Origin of the sequence: Paraburkholderia sp. RAU2J (assembly GCF_003634845.1) — a bacterium.
GTDB classification, from domain to species: Bacteria; Pseudomonadota; Gammaproteobacteria; order Burkholderiales; family Burkholderiaceae; genus Paraburkholderia; species Paraburkholderia fynbosensis.
On the sequence record NZ_RBXG01000003.1, the window covers coordinates 1000665 to 1017499 of the forward strand.

Here is a 16835-nt window from a genome sequence, read left to right on the forward strand (position 1 = left end):
CCGGCCGGCTCCGTCCCGCGACGGACAGCGCGACAGCGTTTCGGCAATGCTGCAGTGCTTACCTGTCTACCGGAGATTGCACGCCTGACGATGACCGTTCAACCCGGCTCGGCAATCGGCGAAACTTGTTCTTTTGCAGCAGCGTCCGGTGCCTGCTGGACCGTCGATCACAACTGTGGATAGACCGGTGACACGGGAAGCGCGCGCTTGTGACGGGTTGCCGTATAAAAGCGATGAATCGTGATATACACTGCGTCGCCGACCGGCTTGCCTTCGAGGAAGTCGTCGATGTCTTCATAGCTGATGCCGTAGCTGTCCTCGTCCGGCTTTTGCGGCGTCAGCGATTCGAGGTCAGCCGTCGGCACCTTCCAGGCGAGGCGAGTTGTCGCGCCCAACGCCTGCGCCAATGTTCGTACGCGCCGCTTCGTGAGACCGGCGAGAGGCAGGATGTCCGCACCGCCGTCGCCGTATTTCGTGAAAAAGCCCATGAGTGACTCGGCCGCATGGTCGGTGCCGATCACGACGCCCACGCGTGCCCCGGCGATTGCATATTGCGCGATCATTCGTTGCCGGGCCTTGATGTTGCCGAGCACGAAGTCTTCCTGAAAGTCGTCGACGTACTGGACGCTCCCTCGCTTGAGCGAGAACAGCATCGCATCCGATGGATCCTTGATGTTGACCGTGAACGTCTCGTCGGGACGGACGAACTCGAGCGCGAGAGCGGCGTCTTCCTCGTCGCGCTGGCTGCCGTAGGGAAGTCGGACAGCCACGAACTTCGCCTCGTAGCCGCGTGCGCGAAGGCGCTCGACCGCGAGTTGCGCGAGACGGCCCGCGGTGGACGAATCCACGCCGCCGCTGATGCCGAGCACGTAAGTGCGAAGCCCCTGCGAGATGAGGTAGTCGGAAAGAAAGGCGATGCGTTGTTCCCGCTCCATGTCGACGTCGAAATCGCGAGCAACGCCGAGTTCGTGAATGACGGCCTGTTGCCAGGCGTCCCTTTCGGTAGAAGGTGGCAAAGTCATGGCGAAGTCCTCTGAGAGTGTTCCCGCTGAGTGCGCGGTAGTCGATCGAAGTAATGCTCGATGCGCGACAGCGCGTACAGCGCGGCTGCCGAACGTACCTCGTTTCGGTTGCCTGCAAAGAGGCGCGTTTCAGTGAACGTGAGCAGTTCGCCGTTGCGGGTCCGGAACGACCAGGCGAAGCACTGGGTACCCGCCGGCGGACCGCCTTCAGGGGCGGCGTCCGCGAGACCGGTGTTGGACACGGCCACATCGGCACAGCAGCCTTCCTGGCGAAGCGCGCCTTCCGCCATCTCGTGGGCGACTTCTTCGCTCGTCAGGCCGAACTGTTCCATCGTCGTTCTCCTGACGCCGAGGAAGCCGGCTTTGCCCGATGGCGAGTAACTCACAAAGCCGACGTCGAGGCATGCGCCGCTACCCGGCACGCTCGCGAGGTAGGACGCGATCTGGCCGCCGGTGCAGGATTCGGCAGTGGCCAGTTTCAGGCCTCGCGATGTGAGGAAAGAGACGGCTTGCATGGGGATATTCATCGTTTGTCTCCAGCAGTCACATAACGTTAGCCAAGGTCGTCGGACGGGTCACACTCACATCGCATCTCAAGGTGCTCGTCCAAAAACCGGGAATCTGTTGTTCTCCGCATAAATCCGCCGGTTCGCGTAGAAAGTCGTCCGCGGATTGACGGCGGTGACCTCCGCTAGCTGTCAAGGTGCGCTCTGCGCGAACTGCGCACAGCCCGCAGAGCGGCAGCCTGAGAACCATCGCGCGGTCGGTGTCGCCCGGGAAGTCACCCGCGGCACCGGTGCGCATGCGTGTGGTCGTCAGCCTCGACTCGAACTCCGCGTCGCTCGAGCCGAACAGATCAAGATGCTTGTCGCTGGTACTTATCCAGGTCGACTCTTGTTCTGCCGCGCGATTACGCAACGTCGCGCAGAAAAAAGTTCTCACGCCCGCCGGGTCGACAACATACAGCGGCGATGTTTCGACGCGGTTGCCGGCAAAGCCTGCGAGATAGCATCGAGGCGCGCAATACCGATTGCTCACCTGGGCGCTGTCATTGATTTCCATAGCGTGCCTGTGATCGTGGCTCGGACAGTGCCGCGTCGCGCGGACGACGCGTTCTAAGGCGCCGAGATCGACGGCAAGGGCATACGCCTCAAGCGCAGAACTGCAAACCGGAGCATCAGTGGCTCGGCTCCAATAAGCGAACAGCCCCGCATGCACTGCGCCCGATATCCGCGACGTAGAGACTACAGATCGGCCGGCGGGTCAATCCGGGTGAACGGGTCTCTTTCGACCACCTCGCGCGTCGCCTGCCAGTACGGTTCGCGGTCGTAGAACTGGTGGACGGCAGCACCCCACTGCGGATCAGCCATCGCGGGCCAATGGTCCTTGTCAAACCCGGGGGCGCTTTTTACACGTTCCGCGGTAGCATCGAGGCGGAAGCACTTTTCATCGGTGTCAAGCGTGAGCGCGCTCCACGGAATGGCATGGAGTGTTCCGCCGATGCCAAGAAAGCCGCCTGCCGTGAGCACGGCGTAAGCGATTCGGCCACCACGTAAATCGAGCATGATGTCCGAGATCTTGCCGAGATCTTCGCCATCGGAAGAGAGTACTTTGCTGCCATCTAGCGTGGCTGCCGCCATCACGTCGGGACCGGGGCCGTCGCCGACTCCGCTCCCGGTGATTCGTGCGCCGGCTGCTCCCGGCTGCGTGGACAACCTGACGGCGTTCGGGTCGAGGGGATCAAGCGGATCATTTGAGCCGAGCGGGTCCATGATGTCACTCCTCAGAGCGCTTTAGAGAACCTTTGTTGCGCAACCGCCGTACCTGATTCGTCGTTTCGCCGTTCTTTTAAAGGGCGGCCTCAAATCTGAAGTGCAACACCGTTCCGTATAAGGTGTTGCGATGCACGAAAGAACTCAGTACCAGCAACTTCAACCTGAAGAGCGCCTCATCATTGCAAGCCTGCATCTGCAGGGTTCGAGTATGCGGGCCATGGCCCGCATACTCGGGCGCTCGCCGGCCACCGTTAGCCGTGAACTGACGCGAAACAGCTCTCCCGCAGGCTACGCATCGGTGCCGGCTGAAGCGCTCAGCGCCTCACGCCGCACCGCGAGCCGCCGCCCCACAAAGCTTTGCCTGCAAAGCGTCTGCTGGCGTATCGTTCTCACCCTGCTGGAGTGGAAATGGTCACCCCAGCAGATATCGGGCACACTGAAGCGTATGTATCCGACTGACCCGACCCAGCAGGTTTCGCACGAAACCATCTACACGGCCATCTACGCCCAGCCGCGCGGCGAACTGCGCCGCCAGCTCATTGCCTGCCTGCGCCATGGCCACAGCACGCGCATACCGCGTACACGCGGCACAGACCGGCGCGGACAGATTCCCGACATGATCAGTATTCATGTGCGGCCGCCCGAAATCGAGGACCGGCTGCTGCCCGGACACTGGGAAGGCGACTTCATCAAGGGCGCTGGCAACCAGTCCTCGGTAGGCGTTCTGGTTGAACGGACCAGCCGCCTGGTGCTGCTCGCAAAGATGGAAGACGCCACCGCAGCTTCGGCGCTGGCGGGCTTCTCCGCCAAACTCAATTCGATTGTCGCGCCACTGCGCCAGAGCTTCACCTACGACCAGGGCAAAGAAATGTCGCGCCATAAAGAGCTCTCTGCCGCAACCGGCGTGAACGTGTACTTTTGCGACCCGCACAGTCCCTGGCAACGCGGCACTTGCGAAAACACCAACGGGCTGCTGCGGCAGTATCTGCCCAAAGGCACAGACCTTTCGGTCTACAGTCAGGACGAACTCGACGCCATCGCCGACAGCCTGAATAGCCGGCCTCGTGCAACTCACAACTTCCATTCACCATTCGAGGTCTTCGCCGCGACCCTCGCATCAGCAAGTCAACCTCAACGCTCTAAACATTAATCCCGCTGTTGCGCTTCACCCTTGAAACCGCCAAGGCTTTTTTGCGGCGAGGAGCGAGAGACAAACGAGATCGATCAGCGAAGTACGGCTTATCTCGCGCGCTCGTTCCAGGTATCGTACTTGTTCTTCGGTGATTTTCCGTGGCTGCGCCATTGACCTTCATTTGCAGGAGTTTTTCTATGCCGACCGACGACACTGCGACAGCGCGTGCGGCAATTCGGTTCGGCGGCATGGGCATTGCTCGCTCATACGGAGCCACTCCAACCAAACCAGAGGGATTGCCATGAAACTCTATTACTCGCCAGGTGCATGTAGCCTCGCCGACCATATCGCGCTGCACGAAGCCGACTTCAAGTTCGAGCGGGTCCGCGTGGACCTGAAGACGAAGCTCACCGAGTCGGGACAGAAATTCGACGAGATCAATGGTAAAAGCTACGTCCCTGTGCTCGAATTCGACGATGGCCAGATCCTTACGGAGAATGTCGCCATTCTCTCGTGGATTGCGCAACGCAAACCGTCGCTGGCACCGGACGGCGAACTGGGCGACACACGCTTGCTCGAAATGCTCGCCTTCATTTCGACGGAAATTCACAAGCAATTTGGTCGCGTATTCAAACCCACCAGCGACGCCGAAGCGAGTGCTGCACGAGAAAACTTGCTCAGCGTTTCAAATTGATCTCAGCGATGATGAAAGGCGATTACCTGTTTGGCGCCAACGCGAGTGTCGCCGACGCCTATCTGTTCACGATGCTGCTGTGGGCAAGCAAGGTAGACATCGACGTGCCGGAGCGGCTGACGCATTTCGCGCAGCGCATGCGCGCCCGGCCCGCCGTGCAACTGGCGTTGAAACACGAAAAGCTCGAATGATCGACCTGCAGAACGGCTGTAAATGTCTTTCAGCTTACGCATTGGCTCGCGCTCGTCAAAAACTCGAGCGTAACGGATCAAGGTATCCGAATTGCACCCTGCCTGGACGCGTAGCCTAAGCATCACACCTTCTGATAGCTGCCGACGGCCTCTCATGAGGTCAGTGCCATGGATCGTTCGGAATTCCTGCTGGTCCACCGGAAGCAGCAAAGGGATTGGCGAAGCCATAGCCAGGAAACTCGCGCTCGAGAAGGAACTCCTCATCGTTCACGGTCGCGATAAAGCTCAGGCAGAGAAAGTAGCCAATGACATCACCGCGCAGGGCGGCCACGCCTATGTGGTGGTTGGCGATCTGACGCACGACGATGATGCGCAGCGATTGGTCGAGGATGCGGTAAGCCTCGCAGGCCCTGTCGATATCCTGATCAACAATGCTGGAGGGTCGGGCGGCTCAAAAGAGAGCTGGGCAAACACACAGCCGGCCTCATGGGCGTCCGCCTATGATTGCAGTGTCCTGGCTACCCTTCTTGTCACTAAGCGCCTGCTGCCCGGCATGCAGCAAGCCAGATGGGGACGCGTGATCAATATTTCGAGCCTGGCCGCGACGATGCCACCACCAACTGCACCCGACTATTCGGCGTGCAAGGCCGCTATAAACGCCATGACCGCGTCATTGCGGATGCCATCGCCTTCCTCGCCAGTCCGCTTGCCGGATACATTACCGGCGTGAATCTGCGAGTCGACGGCGGCCTATCGCCCATTCTTTAAGCGCCTGTCCTGACAGCCTCTGTCGCTATGATGAATGCAGCTTCCGGGCTCTGGCCTACGGGTACGCACAGCGACTTCTAGCGCGGCAAGCGTCAGTCCAGTATCGATGTGTCGACCGATAGTGTCGCCGACCGATCGCGGAGGCGCCGCCGCATAGCAGGACGACGCCGACGTGAGCCATGCAAGGGGCCTCGCTTATCCGCTGCGAGCCGGCACGCACTCCATTCGATACCAGTAATCGACCAGACGTTGCGCGGCTTGCAGATCGTCGGGATAGTACGGGTCGTACCACGGCGACGGGTCATAGCCCGCGCGTCGCAACGCAGCCAGTTCGCTCGCGTTGCTCTGCCGCGTGGGCGGCGCGTGCGCCGCGATTGCCGTGAGGTCGCGACATTGCGCGTCGGTCAGGTTCCTGCCCGGATCAGGCATGGGGCCGGTTGCGCAGCCGTACGACAATGCAGCGACGATGAGCGCGGGCAATATGGGCCGGAAGGCAGATGCTTTCATGTCACGCCTCTTTTCAGAGTGGAGTGCGGCGGCAGCAGGCCTCGCAGGGCAATGGTCGCGCGGATTCGTGCGACGATTGATCGCCTGTCGCGCATCGAAAAATTCCGTCACAGGCGCTCGGACGTTGCGAGCTGGCGGCGATAACGTGCTTGTGACGCTATCTTGCGACGAGCGACGGGGGCTGCACCCAGCCCCTGGGCATTCGCATCTTCCAGATTCCCGTAGACGGGGCAACTCTGTCGATGTGCTATCGACGCATGTGGTCGAGGCCAATCGCCAGAACCGCGGTGCTGACAGCAGATACCATGATAAGCGCGAATTCGAGGCAGCGCGAACGCTGCGGCGTAAGGCTCCTTTGCGACCGAGGCGGCAACTGACTCACACGCTGTTGTCCATGCTGCTGAACTATCGAAGTCTCGTCGGTTTGCACAAATTTGTTCCTATCGAGCGAGCCTTAAATAAAGGCTAGGCGCGCTCTTAAGAACAATTCACCCGCAACGGGCTGTGCACAAAATTGTAGCTTTAGGGAGCGATTGCATAAATTTGTAGATTTACCCAGCACCTATGTTTCATGCGCACGCTTGAATTCTTCCAGAACAGCGCTATCGATGATTTCCAATCGTGCTCGAGCCGTGGACGTTCGCTCGCCCGAGATCGCTATGGATGTTGGACAAGGAAATCGCTCCCCCTTATTCCCGCCCGATTGTCGGACGACGGGCCTGCTGAAAAGTGGAACCGTGCATGCAAGCGCTGCCTGAAGCAGCGATCCGCACTCCTCACCGGAACATGCAAGTCTCTTCCGCGCAATGACAACCGTCTGCGCCACGCCGGTGGCCGCCCTGGGACGACGGTTCTCATATCTCTTTCGGAACGGCGCGCCATGCCCGACAGCTCTCACATCACTGCGGGCGATGTGCGGACGACTTATGGCTATCGCGATGCGCGTCGTGCTCGCCGCTGTTCATCATTCGCATCATCTCGACGCCGCCGGTGCGAAAGAAAGTAATTGTCAACGCTACCAAAACCAGTCCAAAGATAATGTTCAAAACTGCCGTGTAATTGAACGTGATCGTGGCGTCGGTGAACGCACCATGACGTTGCTTGGGCGCGAGACCCGTCAGCTGAAACAGAGCCTCTACGATAAGACCCGCGACGACCATCGCAAAATAGAAGGTCGCGACCATGAAAACGGTCATTTTTCCGCCGTAGTACTTTCGGTAGATACTAACGATGGGCGGGATGATCAGGTCACCGAATATAAACGAGGCAACGCCGCCAAAACTGAGGCCTCCCTTCCAGAGAACCGCCGCCAAAGGCACATTTCCGACCGAGCATGTGAAGGACGCAACCGCGACGAGCGGCCCGATGAACGAGCCCAGAAGCAATGAGGCGGTCGGCTGATTTGCCAAAAAGAATTTTTGCCAGAAGCTGTCTGGAACCCATGCCGATATGGCGCCGGCCACGAGCAGGCCAACGCCGATATCCCGCCATAGCATGATCCAGTTCATCACATAGGTGTGACTGATCGCCTTCCAGCCTTCTCTCGACATGATGCGGTCTTTCCAGGTGCCTTTCTGTTCGCTCATCGTCATCGAAGCATGTCCTTCCATGCTGCCTGCAGTCCCCTTCTTTGCCTGAGCGATCGCCTGTCGCTTCAGCGAATTCCTCAGCAGGAACCTGAAGATCAGAGCGAGCACCGCAATCATGACGAATCCGCCGATGAACTCCGCGGCCGCGAACTGCCACGCGATCAACACCCACATCAGTACGCCGAGTTCGAGCACGAGGTTGGTGGCGGCAAACTGGAATGCCACCGCGGCGGTAAAATCCGCTCCCTTACGAACCATGGAACGCGCCATGGCAACCGCTGCATAAGAGCAGGACGACGACGCAGCGCCGAACAGGCTCGCGAGGGCCAGTGATCGCGGGGAGTCGTCAGGCAACAGATTCGACATCTCGGACTTCGACACCGCTACTTCGATCACGGCGGAGAACAGAAACCCCAGACTGACTCCCCAGAATATCTGCCACAACATCATGAACGACATCCATACGGCGTGTCCCAGTGCGCCAAGAAGCTGCATCGCTATCTCCTGGTTTGGTGAGCTGGTAAGCAGGCCGCCCGGCCGCCGTTGACGACGAGACAGTCAGCACCTGCCGTGCCTGCCGCCCCGATGCATTGCCGCTCCCGACAAGGCAGGGTCGGCGGGGCATCACGCGCCGTCGGATGCCGACCGGGCCACGACCAGGCACGCTGCACCGGAGAAAGCCTGGGTACGGCCGTTGCGCCACTCCCGAAACATCCCTGATGCGGCGATGAATCCAGCGGGAGACGTATGAGTTCAGCCAGACAATCGGCAATATGGACCGCGAGACGGACGCGTATGCATCAGCCATTGCGGATACTGGTCGTCGACGATCATGAACTGGGGGCGCAGGCGGTGGCCCTTGCCATGACGTTCGCCGGTTATGAGGCGCAATTTGCATTTAGCGGCGAGGACGCTTTACGGCGGCTTGTGTCATGGACGCCGGATATCGCGATCCTCGACGTCAACATGCCGCCGCCCAACGGATTCCAGCTTGCCGCGACTTTGCGCGGCCGGCGTGACACTGAGGGTATCTATCTCATTGCCCATACTTCAATGGAAGAAAGCGAGGTGCAAAATCAGGGGGTGCAAGCCGGCTTCGATGCGTTCTGCCGCAAGGGCGCCGGTGCCGATCCGCTTATGGCTATCATTTCGGATGTTCAGGCACCCAATTGAGCAGAGGGCTTCGGCAGGGTTCCTGCCAAGCCCGCGAGCGCCCTGATTGCGCTACATTGCACACCGCACCTATCGGAGAAGAAATGACTAGCAAAACGCGTAATGGCGAAGGAGCGCATGGCGACGGGCCGAACTTTGCGGTCGTCGGCATCGGCGCGTCCGCAGGCGGAGTTCAAGCACTGTTGCGCCTTTTTCAGTCGGTGCCGCCCAAGCCAGGCGTCGCGTTTGTCGTCGTGCTGCATCTGTCGCCAAACCATACCAGCCATGCGCAGGCCGTGCTCCAGAACGTCACGGGTCTGAAAGTCAGACAGGTGACAGGGCCCGTTCCCCTTGAACCGGACAACGTGTATGTCATCCCGCCGGGCAAGCTTCTTTCGATGGTCGATGGCTATCTGCGCCTGAGCGAGCCGAATTTGCCCAGGCTGCCGCCGACGAGCATCGACGTCTTTTTCCGCAGTCTTGCCGATGCGCACGGCTCCCGTGCGATTTCCGTCATCCTTTCGGGAGCGGGATCTGACGGCTCGGTGGGGATCGCGCGCGTGCGGGAAAAGGGTGGCATAACGATCGCGCAGCAGCCCGAGGAAGCGGAATACAGCGAAATGCCCCGAAGCGCTATCGCGACGGGCGACGTCGACCTCGTGCTACCGGTGGACGAAATCGTCCCGAGATTGCTGACACTGGTCAGGAGCGCAGCCGATATCGTCCTGCCGTCGCCTTCGGACGAGGAGCCTGCCGGGAGCGCGGAAAAACTTTTGCTTGAAGGCGAGCCGCTCGAAGAAGTGCTCGATATCTTGCGTCAGCGGACCCACCATGATTTCGGCAACTACAAGCACGGCACGATTCTCCGCCGGCTCGAGCGACGCATGCAGGTCAACGGGCTGATCACCATTGCCGCCTATCGCGACTTCCTGATAGCGACCCCCGACGAGACGCCCAGACTACTTGCTGACATGCTCATCGGCGTAACCAATTTTTTCCGCGATCCCGAGGCGTTCGACGCGCTGGAGAAGGCGATCATCCCGGAACTGTCCAGAAGCCTGCAAGGGCGCGACGAAATCCGTGCGTGGGTGCCGGCCTGCGCGACGGGCGAAGAGGCATTTTCGATCGCGATCATGTTGAGCGAAGCGGCGCGGAAGCTGCCGCATCAGCCGCGCGTCACGGTGTACGCAACGGACATCGACGAGCGGGCAATTTCGATCGCCCGCAGCGGAAGCTATCCGGGCGCCGTCGCCAATGACATCCCGGCGTCTCGCCTCGCACAATACTTCTATGAAGACGGCGGCCGGTACAAACTCGTCAAATCGGTGCGCGACAGCGTGATTTTCGCAGCACATAATCTGCTGCGGGACCCGCCGTTCTCCCGCGTCGATCTCGTTTCATGCCGCAACGTGCTGATCTACCTGGATCGGCGCGCGCAGGCCCGCGTACTCGATACGTTTCATTTCGCGTTGCGGCCCGGCGGCTATCTTTTCCTGGGTAGCGCCGAGTCGGCCGACTTCGCAAGCGAACTGTTCGAGCCGGTCGACAAGCACAGGAAAATCTACCGGGCGTTGCCGGGTGCCCCGAAAAGCGGGTTGCCGCTTTTTCCGATCGCACCGGCGCAGACAGCCACATCGGGACAAACCTTTTTTGCGCTGGGGGGCAACGGCAAAGTGGCTAATGCACTTCCGCCCAATCATGCGCGCGCGCTCGACCTCTTTGGGCCGCCCGTGATCATCATGCGTGCCGATGGCGAGATCCTGCACCGGTCCGCGAATGCGAATGGCCTCACGCACGATCTTCGCCATACACGGGTCCACAACCTTTTCGATATCGTGCGCGCCGACGCACAGGCCTCCCTTCGACGCGCAATCGAGCGGTGTCTCGCCAATGGCCGGCGCGACGAAGAACTGGCGGTCCCGTTCGAATCGGCGACGGGCGCAATATCGGTCGATCTTTCACTGCGGCCTTATCACGATCCCGCTCACGACGAAAACCTGCTGTGGATCGTTTGCGACCCTGCTGCGCCTGTGCCCGGTATGCAGGTAAAACCGGCTGCGGAAAACGGCGGTGAAACGATCGACTCGCTGAAACATGCGTTGGCCGGCAGCGAGCACCGCCTGCGCAGTTCAATGCAGAATGTGCAGAACTCAACCGAAGAGCTGAGGGCATCCAACGAAGAATTGCAGGCAATGAATGAAGAACTGCGCTCGGCCACGGAAGAACTGGAGGCGAGCCGCGAGGAACTGCAGTCGCTCAACGAAGAACTGGTGACGGTCAACTCCGAACTGGTGATCAAGGTACAGGAATCCGCGCGGATCAGCGACGACCTTCAGAACCTCATTTCGCTGGTTGGCGTCGCAACGATCTTCGTTGACCGAATGCTCAACATCAAGCGATACACGTCACCGGCGGAGACACTCTTCAATATTCTGCCTGGCGACCGGGGCCGCCCGCTTCAGCATCTGACACATAACCTCGAGTACCCGGCGATGATCGAGGATCTGCGAACCGCATTCGAGCAACTGAAGAAAACCGAACGCGAAATAGGCAGCAAGGACGGCCGCAGTTTTCTCGCGCGTGTCCTTCCTTACCGCACCGACGACGACCGGATCGATGGCGCCGTGCTGGCATTCATCGACATTAGCGAAACAAAAACCGCTCAATCCCAGGCGCGCGCCAGCGTCGAAAAGCTCAGGCTGGCGGCACAGGCCACCCACGACTTCGCGATCATCGTGCTGGACGCCGATGGCACGATCGTCAACTGGAATGCAGGTGCGAGTCGCATTTTCGGCTTCGAAGCGCAAGACATGCTGGGCCGCCCCCTCGACGCCATTTTTACGCCCGAAGATCGCGCGAGCGGAGTGCCGGCCCATGAACGGCGCAAGGCGATGGAAAGCGGGCGCGCCGAAGACGAGCGCTGGCATCTCACGCAGACCGGCGAGCAGGTCTTCTGCAGCGGTTTTCTGAGCCGGATCGATGTGCCCGGGTTTGCCGGCTTCGTGAAGATTGTTCATGATGCGACGCAGCGCAAGCTGGCAGAAGGCCAGCAACAAGAGGCGCTGGCAGTAGAGCGCGCGCAGCACAGCGAAGTTCAGAAACTCAGCCGTATGAAGGACGAGTTCATCGCCGTGCTGTCGCACGAGCTAAAGAATCCGTTGAACCTGATTCATATGAAAGCGGAGATGCTGGTTCGGCTTCCCGAGGCGCGCCACATTGGCAGGATTCAGGAAGTCGCCGATGCGATACAGAAATCTGTCAATACCCAGGCGCAGATCATTGACGATCTCCTCGATTTTTCCCGAGTCAATACAGGGAAGCTGTCGTTGCGATTCGCGCCGACGGATGTGAGCGAGATCGTGCGTTCGATCGTCGACGCTCTGCAGAAGGATGCAACGGAAGCAGGCATCGAACTGCGGGTCGCAGTGCCCGAGACACCAGTACTGATTCGGGGTGACGCGATCCGCGTCGAACAGATCGTATGGAATCTGGTGAGCAACGCGCTGAAGTTCACCTTGCCAAAAGGTACCGTCACGGTCAGTTTGTCGCTCGAATCGGCACAGGCGCGGATCGAGGTAAGCGACACCGGCATTGGTATTGCGCCCGACGCAATCGAGTCGATCTTCGAAATGTTTCACCAGGAGCCGGTGGTTGCGCATCACGCCCGCAGAGGGGGGCTGGGTATCGGTCTCTCTCTGGTGCGACAGCTTGCCCGCTTGCATGGTGGCACGGTCGAGGCGCATTCGGATGGGCCGGGTCATGGCGCGCGCTTCGTCGTCTGGCTGCCTGCCGATGCGTCATCCGATCATCGGCAACCGGGCGACCGGCAGGCGGATCTCTCGGTTTTTCGGGGCACGAGCATCCTGCTGGTCGACGACGAGCGGGAATCGGTCGTGGCGATGTCGGACCTGTTCTCGCTCTATGAAGCGAAGGTCACGACAGCCGCCAATGCGTCCGACGCGCTGGAAATGGCGAAGCAGCGGAGTTTCGATCTGATCGTTACCGATGTGAACCTGCCGGATTTTGACGGGTACTGGCTGGTGAGGCATCTCAGAGCGGTGCCGTCGTGCGTGGCCAGTGCGATCGTTGCTGTCACGGGCCGCCCCGTCGCACAGGAAAAACAACCCGCACTGGAGGCGGGCTGTGATGCATGCCTCGCCAAGCCCTTCAACCTTCAGTCTCTCGCCGATCTCATGGCACGCCGGAAACAGCGCCCGCGCGGCTGAACGGCGCCGACGTAAGGGGGCTCGGGTGCCATGGCGGCCTTGTTGCTCGAAGAATATCCGCCTTGCCGAAGGAAAGGTGGCATTCCGCACGATGCCGCGGCTCGATCGTACGAATAGAAGCGTGCGGCGCGAGGCCTTGTCACTTAGCTACGCTGCTTTTCGCCATCCTGCCGCGCCTGATCAATCTCTGCCATGTCTGGCTGCCGTCGCGCTATCCGGTAGCGCGGCTTGAAAAGCTCGATTTCTGGCTGAACCTGCTGGGCATCATCGCGGCGATCTTCAACGCCTTCGTTCACAGCCGCGATGCTTACGCGATGGTGCCGCTGAACGTAATCCTCTCGGTGATCACCGTGGCGTCGCCAAGCATCGGACAGATCGTGCTTGCAGTGGGCAAGTCGGGATTTAGGGAGGCCGCTCGTGAATAGATCCATCCAGAGCGGCATCCTCCTTGTCACCTTCGCGGTGTTTGCCGGTGGATGCAACGAGCGAGCCCAATATGACGCAGAGCACCAGGCCGGATCGAATCCGCCGATGCCAGCCGCGCGGCTTCCTGCACCTGCAATGCGATGTATTTGTAGGCGTCCACCGCATGCGTTGGCGCTGCGGAACCGGAGCCGCCCGGCCACGCGAGGTTCAGGCGGAAGCGCGAGCCCGCATCGCCGGCGGCGGACCTGCTTGCCGAGACAACGCAGCCCGATCTCAGTTCGAGCACCGAGTCCGTGAGCGCGATGGCATCGAATTGCGGCAATCCAGCAAGAAAAGCAATGAGCGGATGACGACCAGCCATCTGTGCATCTCCTGTTGAGTGGCGATTCTCCAAGAATTCACCGAATGAATGTTTTGGACCGTTGCGCCCGGCTGCGGGTGTCGATAGCCCAGCAATAGCGGTGCCGCGGCAACGTTCAGATTATGTGCGCCGCAGCCGCAAAGCCTGCCGCGCATACTGCGCGGATCTTCAATCCGGCACGGACCGGTTTATATCTGCGTCCAGGCACAGCGCCGCATTGATGAGCGATACATGAGAAAGCGCCTGCGGAAAGTTGCCGACGAGACACTTCTCTTTTTCGTCGTACTTTTCAGAGAGCAGCCCGACGTCGTTGCGCAGGCTCAACAGCCGCTCGAACAGCGCATGCGCCTCGGCACAGCGCCCCTGCATTTTCCAGACGTGGACCAGCCAGAAACTGCACGCGAGAAACGGCCGTTCGCCAGACGACGGGGGCCCAGGCTCCCCGTCTACTTCCCGATAGCGCAGAACCAAGCCATCGCACATCAGGTTTGCCTCGATGGCTGCCACCGTGCCTGCGACGCGCGGATCGTCTATCGGAAGAAAGCCGACCACGGGTATGAGTAGACAGCTCGCGTCGAGGCGCTCGCTGCCATAGCTTTGCGTAAAGCTCTTCAAACGCTCGTCGTAGCCTCGCGCGAGCACGTCTTCCCGTATCTCATCGGCAAGCGCGAGCCATTGCGCGACAGGCGCCGGCTTACCGAATTCTTTCGCGGAACTCAGCGCGCGATCGACCGCCACCCATGCCATGACTTTCGAAAACGTGAATTGCCGCGCGCCATCGCGAACTTCCCAGATACCGTCGTCCGGCTCGCGCCACACTTTCTGGAGATGATCGATCAGACGCACCTCGAGTGACCACACGTCGTCATCGGGCGTCAAACCCGCGCGGCGCGATAGATAGAGCGCGTTCAGCACTTCTCCGTAGACGTCGAGTTGCGATTGCTGCACCGCTGCATTGCCAAAGCGCACTGGCGTCGAGTTGCGATAGCCAGGCAGCCACGGACATGTCCATTCGTCGAGCCGCCGTGAGCCGTCGAGAGCGTAGAGGACCTGCAACTGTGCCGGATGGCCCGCAATCGCGCGAACCAGCCAGTCGCGCCAGCGCGCTGCCTCGGCGTGATAACCGCACCCCAACAGCGCACTCATCGTGAAGGCTGCGTCGCGCAGCCAGCAGAACCGGTAATCCCAGTTGCTGGCACTGCCCGGGCGTTCCGGCAACGAGCTACTGGGCGCGGCTGCAATCCCGCCTGTGCGTGTGTCGGACAACGCTTCGAGGGTGATCAGCGAGCGCGACACGGCGTCGGCATACCTGCCTCGCGCCGTGCTCTGCGCAGACCAGCCAATCCAGAACTGCACCGTATCGGCCAGCAAACGGTCCGCGTCCGGCCGGGGCGGCGCTTCTTCGCACGAGTCGGCGCAGGTCAGCGAAAAGTGATGCCGGTCGCCCGCGGTCATCGTGAAGTCCGCGCGCGGGGTGTCTTCGCTGCATGCGCTTGCAACGGTGCCGTCGAGCCACAGCGACTGCGGTCCGCAGATCATGTTCACGCGGCCGTCCTGTGCGGCCGGGCTGCGGCACCACGGTATCGCACGGCCGTAATCGAAGCGGACCCGCACCTCGCTCGTTACGCGCACGATGCCCCGCACACATGCCAGATGCCGCAGCAGCACGGGGCGCTCTGAATGCCGCACCATGCAGTCGGTCACGACGAGCGTGCCTTCTAGCGTTTCCAGCGTGGTTTCGATGACCAGCGTCCCGGGCCGGTAGCGACGCCGCGCGCTGATGAGCGGCGCCTCGGTCGTGAGCGTCCAGCAGCCGTTCTCCTTGTCGCCTAGCAACGCCGCGAAACAGGTGTCCGAGTCGAAGGAGGGCCAGCAGAGCCAGTCGATCGAAGCGTGCAGACTGACGAGTGCTGCGCTCTGGCCATCGCCGATCATTGCGTAGTCCTCGATATGCATGGCCACGTTGCGCCTCCTATTTCCGCGCACGGCCGCGCCATGCGATGGCGGCCAGCGCCAAGGCGCCGGCGAATGCAATCGAGCGGTGCGTGTCCAGCCACAGCGCGGCGCTGCGGGCTTTGGCCATGTCGTCGAACGGGCCGTGAGTGCGATGCGCGCCCGGCACGGGCTGCCAGAGATTCGCGTGCGCATGCGGATCGGCGGGTTCCTCGCGTTGCTGTGACTGGTAGCCGGTACGCCCCAGATAGCGATCGAGCCAGCCGGGCGCAAGCTTGTTGGCGAGTATGGCCTTCATCGTCGAAGTGCCGACGTAGACTTCGCGCCTGCGGTGCGTCGCGGCCCATGCGATCGCCCGCGCCGCGACTTCGGGCTGGTACACGGGCGCGACAGGCTGTGGCGCATGCGGCATGTGGTTCTCCGCCCAATCGAATTGCGGCGTGTTGAGCGCGGGCATTTGCACCATCGTCAGATGGACCCGGCTGCGTTCGTGCAGCAACTCGCACCGCAATGCGTCGGTGAAGCCGTGGATCGCGTGTTTAGCGCCGCAATAAGCCGATTGCAGCGGGATAGATCGATACGCAAGTGCCGAGCCAACCTGCACGATCGTGCCGCGATTGCGCGGCAGCATGCGGCGCAGCGCGGCCATGGTGCCCCACACGTAGCCGAGGTAGGTGACTTGCGTCACGCGCTCGAACTCTGCCGGCGTGATCCGCGTGACGGGAGAAAATACGGTGAGCATCGCGTTGTTGATCCACACGTCGATGGGGCCGAGTTCCGACTCCACGCGTTGCGCGGCCGCTTCGAGGGCGTCGGCGTCGCTAACGTCCAGCGGCAATGACAATGCCTTGACATGGTGAGCACGCACTTGTGCCGCGACATCGTCGAGCGCGGCGGCGTCCCGCGCGATCAATGCGACATTCGCACCACGCTGCGCGAACTCGAGTGCGCTCGCGCGGCCAACGCCCGCGCTCGCGCCAGTGATGACCACGGTCTTGCCGGAGCAACTACAGCTGCCTGGATGCCACATTGGACCCTC

General features: G+C 61.1%; 14 protein-coding genes and 2 pseudogenes. 7 read left to right on the top strand and 9 right to left on the bottom strand.

The features are described from left to right. Positions 1-167 precede the first annotated feature (167 nt). The 4 genes from nadE to B0G69_RS35945 form a co-directional block, all read right to left on the bottom strand. On the bottom strand, positions 168-1022 hold the full coding sequence (nadE, locus tag B0G69_RS35930; protein ID WP_121324813.1) for an ammonia-dependent NAD(+) synthetase: 855 nt from the start codon (positions 1020-1022) through the stop codon (positions 168-170). Continuing rightward, on the bottom strand, positions 1019-1549 hold the full coding sequence (locus tag B0G69_RS35935) for a CinA family protein (protein WP_121324814.1): 531 nt from the start codon (positions 1547-1549) through the stop codon (positions 1019-1021). Before B0G69_RS35935 ends, nadE begins: the two co-directional genes overlap by 4 nt. A 16-nt stretch (positions 1550-1565) precedes the next feature. Further along, positions 1566-2084, bottom strand: coding sequence for a hypothetical protein (locus B0G69_RS35940; RefSeq protein ID WP_121324815.1), 519 nt, complete (start codon positions 2082-2084; stop codon positions 1566-1568). Between the two features lie 182 nt (positions 2085-2266). Next, positions 2267-2794, bottom strand: coding sequence for a PRC-barrel domain-containing protein (locus tag B0G69_RS35945; RefSeq protein WP_121324816.1), 528 nt, complete (start codon positions 2792-2794; stop codon positions 2267-2269). A 130-nt stretch (positions 2795-2924) separates the two neighbouring features. Here B0G69_RS35945 and B0G69_RS35950 point away from each other — a divergent pair, with 130 nt between their 5' ends. The 4 genes and pseudogenes from B0G69_RS35950 to B0G69_RS42430 all read left to right on the top strand — a co-directional run bounded on the left by B0G69_RS35950 (position 2925) and on the right by B0G69_RS42430 (position 5582). Then, on the top strand, positions 2925-3947 hold the full coding sequence (locus tag B0G69_RS35950; RefSeq protein WP_121324817.1) for an IS30 family transposase: 1023 nt from the start codon (positions 2925-2927) through the stop codon (positions 3945-3947). Positions 3948-4230: 283 nt separating this feature from the next. Further along, positions 4231-4814, top strand: a pseudogene (locus tag B0G69_RS43035) (glutathione binding-like protein). Positions 4815-4968: 154 nt separating this feature from the next. Then, positions 4969-5454, top strand: a pseudogene (locus tag B0G69_RS35960) (SDR family oxidoreductase); the annotation flags it as partial. Next, positions 5382-5582 (top strand): SDR family oxidoreductase, encoded by a 201-nt coding sequence (locus B0G69_RS42430; RefSeq protein WP_241991649.1) that lies wholly within the window; start codon positions 5382-5384, stop codon positions 5580-5582. The pseudogene B0G69_RS35960 and the gene B0G69_RS42430, both read left to right, overlap by 73 nt. Before the next feature lie 195 nt (positions 5583-5777). Here the strand turns inward: B0G69_RS42430 and B0G69_RS35965 are convergent, their stop codons facing one another. Then, positions 5778-6089: a DUF4148 domain-containing protein gene (locus tag B0G69_RS35965; RefSeq protein ID WP_121324818.1), complete on the bottom strand. Its 312-nt coding sequence runs from the start codon at positions 6087-6089 to the stop codon at positions 5778-5780. An 899-nt stretch (positions 6090-6988) separates the two neighbouring features. Further along, a complete protein-coding gene (locus B0G69_RS35970) occupies positions 6989-8173 on the bottom strand; it encodes a permease (RefSeq protein WP_121324819.1) in 1185 nt (394 codons plus the stop codon). A gap of 300 nt (positions 8174-8473) precedes the next feature. Between B0G69_RS35970 and B0G69_RS35975 the strand changes: the two genes are divergently transcribed. From B0G69_RS35975 to B0G69_RS35985, 3 genes are all read left to right on the top strand, one after another. Further along, positions 8474-8851, top strand: coding sequence for a response regulator (locus B0G69_RS35975; protein WP_158609039.1), 378 nt, complete (start codon positions 8474-8476; stop codon positions 8849-8851). An 83-nt stretch (positions 8852-8934) separates the two neighbouring features. Further along, positions 8935-13056, top strand: a complete 4122-nt coding sequence (locus B0G69_RS35980) for a chemotaxis protein CheB (protein ID WP_121324821.1) — start codon at positions 8935-8937, stop codon at positions 13054-13056. A gap of 62 nt (positions 13057-13118) precedes the next feature. After that, the gene (locus B0G69_RS35985; RefSeq protein ID WP_121324822.1) at positions 13119-13481 is read left to right on the top strand and encodes a hypothetical protein; all 363 of its coding nucleotides are present in this window, start codon (positions 13119-13121) and stop codon (positions 13479-13481) included. Between the two features lie 26 nt (positions 13482-13507). Here the strand turns inward: B0G69_RS35985 and B0G69_RS41230 are convergent, their stop codons facing one another. From B0G69_RS41230 to B0G69_RS36000, 3 genes are all read right to left on the bottom strand, one after another. Beyond that, the gene (locus B0G69_RS41230; RefSeq protein ID WP_158609040.1) at positions 13508-13843 is read right to left on the bottom strand and encodes a hypothetical protein; all 336 of its coding nucleotides are present in this window, start codon (positions 13841-13843) and stop codon (positions 13508-13510) included. 168 nt (positions 13844-14011) lie between these two features. Further along, a complete protein-coding gene (locus tag B0G69_RS35995) occupies positions 14012-15799 on the bottom strand; it encodes a glycoside hydrolase family 15 protein (protein WP_121324824.1) in 1788 nt (595 codons plus the stop codon). Positions 15800-15815: 16 nt separating this feature from the next. Beyond that, positions 15816-16826 (bottom strand): SDR family oxidoreductase, encoded by a 1011-nt coding sequence (locus tag B0G69_RS36000; protein ID WP_121324825.1) that lies wholly within the window; start codon positions 16824-16826, stop codon positions 15816-15818. Positions 16827-16835 lie beyond the last annotated feature (9 nt).

What these genes read in the sequence shown, in the direction of transcription:
- nadE (WP_121324813.1), bottom strand. Translation starts at nt 1,022, where the DNA reads ATGACTTTGCCACCTTCTACCGAAAGGGACGCCTGGCAACAGGCCGTC.
- B0G69_RS35935 (WP_121324814.1), bottom strand. Translation starts at nt 1,549, where the DNA reads ATGAATATCCCCATGCAAGCCGTCTCTTTCCTCACATCGCGAGGCCTG.
- B0G69_RS35940 (WP_121324815.1), bottom strand. Translation starts at nt 2,084, where the DNA reads ATGGAAATCAATGACAGCGCCCAGGTGAGCAATCGGTATTGCGCGCCT.
- B0G69_RS35945 (WP_121324816.1), bottom strand. Translation starts at nt 2,794, where the DNA reads ATGGACCCGCTCGGCTCAAATGATCCGCTTGATCCCCTCGACCCGAAC.
- B0G69_RS35950 (WP_121324817.1), top strand. Translation starts at nt 2,925, where the DNA reads ATGCACGAAAGAACTCAGTACCAGCAACTTCAACCTGAAGAGCGCCTC.
- B0G69_RS42430 (WP_241991649.1), top strand. Translation starts at nt 5,382, where the DNA reads ATGGGGACGCGTGATCAATATTTCGAGCCTGGCCGCGACGATGCCACC.
- B0G69_RS35965 (WP_121324818.1), bottom strand. Translation starts at nt 6,089, where the DNA reads ATGAAAGCATCTGCCTTCCGGCCCATATTGCCCGCGCTCATCGTCGCT.
- B0G69_RS35970 (WP_121324819.1), bottom strand. Translation starts at nt 8,173, where the DNA reads ATGCAGCTTCTTGGCGCACTGGGACACGCCGTATGGATGTCGTTCATG.
- B0G69_RS35975 (WP_158609039.1), top strand. Translation starts at nt 8,474, where the DNA reads ATGCATCAGCCATTGCGGATACTGGTCGTCGACGATCATGAACTGGGG.
- B0G69_RS35980 (WP_121324821.1), top strand. Translation starts at nt 8,935, where the DNA reads ATGACTAGCAAAACGCGTAATGGCGAAGGAGCGCATGGCGACGGGCCG.
- B0G69_RS41230 (WP_158609040.1), bottom strand. Translation starts at nt 13,843, where the DNA reads ATGGCTGGTCGTCATCCGCTCATTGCTTTTCTTGCTGGATTGCCGCAA.
- B0G69_RS35995 (WP_121324824.1), bottom strand. Translation starts at nt 15,799, where the DNA reads ATGCATATCGAGGACTACGCAATGATCGGCGATGGCCAGAGCGCAGCA.
- B0G69_RS36000 (WP_121324825.1), bottom strand. Translation starts at nt 16,826, where the DNA reads ATGTGGCATCCAGGCAGCTGTAGTTGCTCCGGCAAGACCGTGGTCATC.